This window comes from Spirulina sp. 06S082 (genome assembly GCF_034932145.1).
Taxonomy (GTDB): Bacteria; Cyanobacteriota; Cyanobacteriia; order Cyanobacteriales; family Spirulinaceae; genus CCY15215.
On record NZ_JAYGHV010000236.1, the window covers coordinates 1 to 3,701 of the forward strand.

The window sequence follows — 3,701 nt, forward strand, 5'->3', positions numbered from 1 at the left end:
CATTAATAAAGTCGAAAAATATCGGGATGCAGTCTATCAAACCGCAATGACAACTTTACGAAATGTTGTCGGGCAGAATATTCTAGATGATGTTTTACAAAATCGTGATAAAATCAATTATAAAGTGCAAGAAATTGTGGATGAAATTACTGCACCTTGGGGAGTAGAAATCGAACGAGTAGAAATTAAAGATGTTGAAATTCCTGTTGCAATGCAACGGGCAATGGCGAAAGAAGCTGAAGCTGTACGGGAAAAAAGAGCGCGTTTAATTAAAGCGGCTGCGGAACAAGAAGCCTCCATTAAACTAGCAGAAGCATCGCAGAAGATCATGGAAAATCCAGCAGCTTTGGAGTTACGACGATTGCAAATGTTAACAGAAATTGGGGCAGAAAATAACACGACTACATTGGTGATGATCCCTTCAGATATTATTTCTCTAGCTAAACAATGGACGGAAGCGTTAGAACAAGGAAAAACGGCTCATAATTCGGTACAAAATGATAAAATTGCCAACTTAGATGATTTAAGAAAGGTCTGAAGATTTGTTAAGATTGACAATTCTCTGAGAGAAAATTTCTTATGATGACGATCGCATGAATAATTCCTTTAGATTGGCGATCGTGAAAGCAGTTATCCTCAAAGAATATGGCTCCTCTGACGTGCTGCAATATGTCGATATTGACAAGCCGACAGTTGCAGCAGACCAAGTATTAATTCAAGTTTGTGCCAGTAGTATAAACCCTCTCGATTGGAAAGTGCGTAAAGGAATGCTAAAAGTATTTTCGGGAAGCAAGTTTCCACTGATTTTGGGTTTTGATGTGGCTGGAATTGTTGCCGAAATTGGCAGCGAAGTCACGCAATTTAAACCAGGAGATGCAGTATTTGCTTGCACGAGTGCGAAGTTTCAAGGCAGTGCTAATGCAGAATATATTACCATTACAGAAAGCCTGCTCGCCCTCAAACCTGCTAATATGAGCTATGAAGAAGCTGCATCAGTTCCTTTAGCAGCTTTGACGGCATTACAAGCATTACGAGATAAAGGCCAAGTTAAAGCCGGCGATCGCATTCTCATCAATGGTGCATCGGGAGGAGTAGGCTGTTTTGCAGTGCAAATTGCGAAGGAGTTAGGGGCAAAAGTAACGGGGGTTTGCAGTACGAAAAACCTGCAATTAGTGCGATCGCTGGGGGCTGAAACCGTTCTCGATTATACTCAAGAAGACTTTACTCAAAATTCTGTAAAATACGATTGCATTTTTGATGCGGTTGCTAAACAAAGTTTTCCGAAATGCCGTCAAGTTCTGAAACCGAAAGGAATTTATATTTCCACACTTCCCGATCTTGGGGGTGCATTTTGGAATGTTTTAACGGGTTTGTTACCGGGGAAAAAGGCAAAATGGATCGTGCTTAACCCCAATGCTGAAGATTTAAACATTCTCAAAAACTGGATCGAGGAGGATAAACTTCGCGCGATCGTCGATCGCACTTATCCTCTATCAGAAGTAGCTAACGCTCATCAGTATAGTCAGTCAGAACGAGCCGTGGGTAAGATTATTATTACCGTATCTGAGCCATAAAATATCGCAGTTGTTCAAGACTCTTTAATTCTGTATAATAGAGTTGAACGTATCCACTCTTTCTTTGAGACAATGGTACAACAACTTTCTCCCCTATCCCTTGAGGACAAATTTATCTATCCCGATAGCGACGGTAAACCATTGGCTGATAATACAACTCAATTACGCTTAATTTTCACCATTAAAGGCGGTCTTGATGCTCTCTTTAAAGATAGAAATGATGTTTTTGTTGCTGCCGATCTCTTGTGGTATCCAGTGCAACTAACAAAACAACAAATCTTAGAGCAAGAAGAGCCAGAAAAGCAAGCACCGGATGTGATGGTGGTGTTGGGGCGACCGAAAGGAGATAGAGGTTCTTATATGCAGTGGAAAGAGGATAATATTCCTCCACAAGTGGCTTTTGAAATCCTTTCTCCTGGTAATAAGAAGAAGGATATGGACACCAAGTTTAAGTTTTATCAACAGCATGGCATCCAAGAATATTACCTGTACAATCCGAAAAAGAATCGGCTACAGGGATGGTTGAGAAAAGGGAAGAAGTTAGAAGAAATTTCTCGAATGGAAGGGTGGACAAGTCCACTTTTGGGGATAAAATTTAGCACGAGTGAGGAGGATTTGGTATTATTTCATCCAACTGGAGAGCGTTTTGTTGATTTTGTTGAAGCGATCGAACAGCGCGATCGCGAAAGACTTGAGAAAGAGCGCGAACGACTGGAGAAAGAGCGAGAAAAACAAAGAGCTAGTCTAGCTGAAAATGAACGCGATCGCGAACGATTGGAGAAAAACATTGAAAAACAACGTGCCGATCTTGCTGAAGCCGAACAACGACAAACTGAAGCGGCTTTAGCAGAGGAGAAAAAGAAAAATAAACAGTTACTCGATCGCCTTCTGCAACTCGGTGTCGATCCAAAAGATATTCCTTAATTTTTGGTAGCGCGATCGCCTTCAAAAATACACCTTATTTAGCGAGATTTTTTGGATTTTGACCGTTGAAATTTTCCTGGTAAAGTCGGTAAAACTCCCCCCAAAAGTAGCCCCGTAACGACGCTAAACGTTAAAACAATACCAAAAGGAAACTCAACCGACTGAAACGTTAAAAACTTCAGGGAAACTGGCTGAATATTTTGAATTGAAATTGTAGCAATGACAATCAGCCAAACTGCAAAAATTAAAGACGTTAAAAAACTGGCGATCGCTCTCATAAAATTTATCAAGAAAAGCTCGATTTAATTAAAATTGTAACAAACGCCATCACCCCCAGAAAGGCGATCGCGCCCCACCCCGCAAAAAATTTTTGTCAAATTACCGAGAAAGCAGATAAAATAAGCCATAACGCCCCCCATATCCTTGCCAATCAGCTTAGAACGGAGTCTGAGTCGCCGTGAATATTACCGAAAATACCAATGTTAACAGCCTGCGGGGAGAAGTTTCCCGCCTCAGCGACGAACTGAAAGTTCGCGATCAACTGGTGCAACAGTTGTCCCAAGAACTATTTCGCTTAGTCAAAGGCAATAATCAATTTATGCCGCAACCTGACGTATCCGAACGTCACAAAGCCGAAATGCGGATGCTGCGAGAACAATTACAGGAAGTCGAACAGCAAGTTACTTTTTATCAACAACAGATCGCATCCCGCGATCGCGAAATCTATCAATTGCGTCAGTCAGCACAAGAAACAGGCGATCGCACCAGAATGCTAGAACAAGCATTGCAAGAAATGCCGCAAATTTATCGGCGCAAATTTGAGGAACGCATGATTCCCGTTAAAGAAAAAATCGAACGCTTACAACGGGAAAATCGACAACTGCACGTTGAATTACAAAGCGTCAGCTATCGTCTCGCGGTTAAAACCCGTCGCAACACCTCTCGAGTCGATCTACCCAGTTTTGCCCGTCGTTTATCGGGTCCTATCCCCAGTTTTGGCAGTCTTTAGTACTCCTCCTGAGATTAAGAGAGGGTTAGAGAGGGTAAAATTAACCCCCAAAATCAGTTGTTAAAAACCTTTAAGGGCGCATCAAGCGCCCTCTTATTTTCCCCGAAAAATCCCATGACTGAAATTATTTTTATTGCCGATCCCCCCATTACCGTAGATTCTCCCGATTTTGTCGCCCTCAAAAAAGCAATCCT

The 3,701-nt window shown here is 41.8% G+C and carries 5 protein-coding genes; 4 read left to right on the top strand and 1 reads right to left on the bottom strand.

Going from position 1 to position 3,701, the window contains the following annotated elements; genetic code table 11:
- The 3 genes from VB714_RS15020 to VB714_RS15030 form a co-directional block, all read left to right on the top strand.
- On the top strand, positions 1 to 538 hold a 538-nt coding region (locus VB714_RS15020), incomplete at its 5' end, for an SPFH domain-containing protein (protein WP_323225421.1).
- An 82-nt stretch (positions 539 to 620) separates the two neighbouring features.
- Positions 621 to 1,574: an NAD(P)-dependent alcohol dehydrogenase gene (locus VB714_RS15025; RefSeq protein ID WP_416309693.1), complete on the top strand. Its 954-nt coding sequence runs from the start codon at positions 621 to 623 to the stop codon at positions 1,572 to 1,574.
- A 72-nt stretch (positions 1,575 to 1,646) separates the two neighbouring features.
- Entirely contained in the window at positions 1,647 to 2,498 is an 852-nt protein-coding gene (locus VB714_RS15030; protein ID WP_323225423.1) for a Uma2 family endonuclease, read from the top strand.
- A gap of 38 nt (positions 2,499 to 2,536) precedes the next feature.
- Here the strand turns inward: VB714_RS15030 and VB714_RS15035 are convergent, their stop codons facing one another.
- Entirely contained in the window at positions 2,537 to 2,788 is a 252-nt protein-coding gene (locus tag VB714_RS15035; RefSeq protein WP_323225424.1) for a LapA family protein, read from the bottom strand.
- A 167-nt stretch (positions 2,789 to 2,955) separates the two neighbouring features.
- On the opposite strand from VB714_RS15035, the gene VB714_RS15040 reads away from it, so the two are divergent.
- Positions 2,956 to 3,507, top strand: coding sequence for an Npun_F5560 family protein (locus VB714_RS15040; protein ID WP_204103637.1), 552 nt, complete (start codon positions 2,956 to 2,958; stop codon positions 3,505 to 3,507).
- Positions 3,508 to 3,701: the final 194 nt, after the last annotated feature.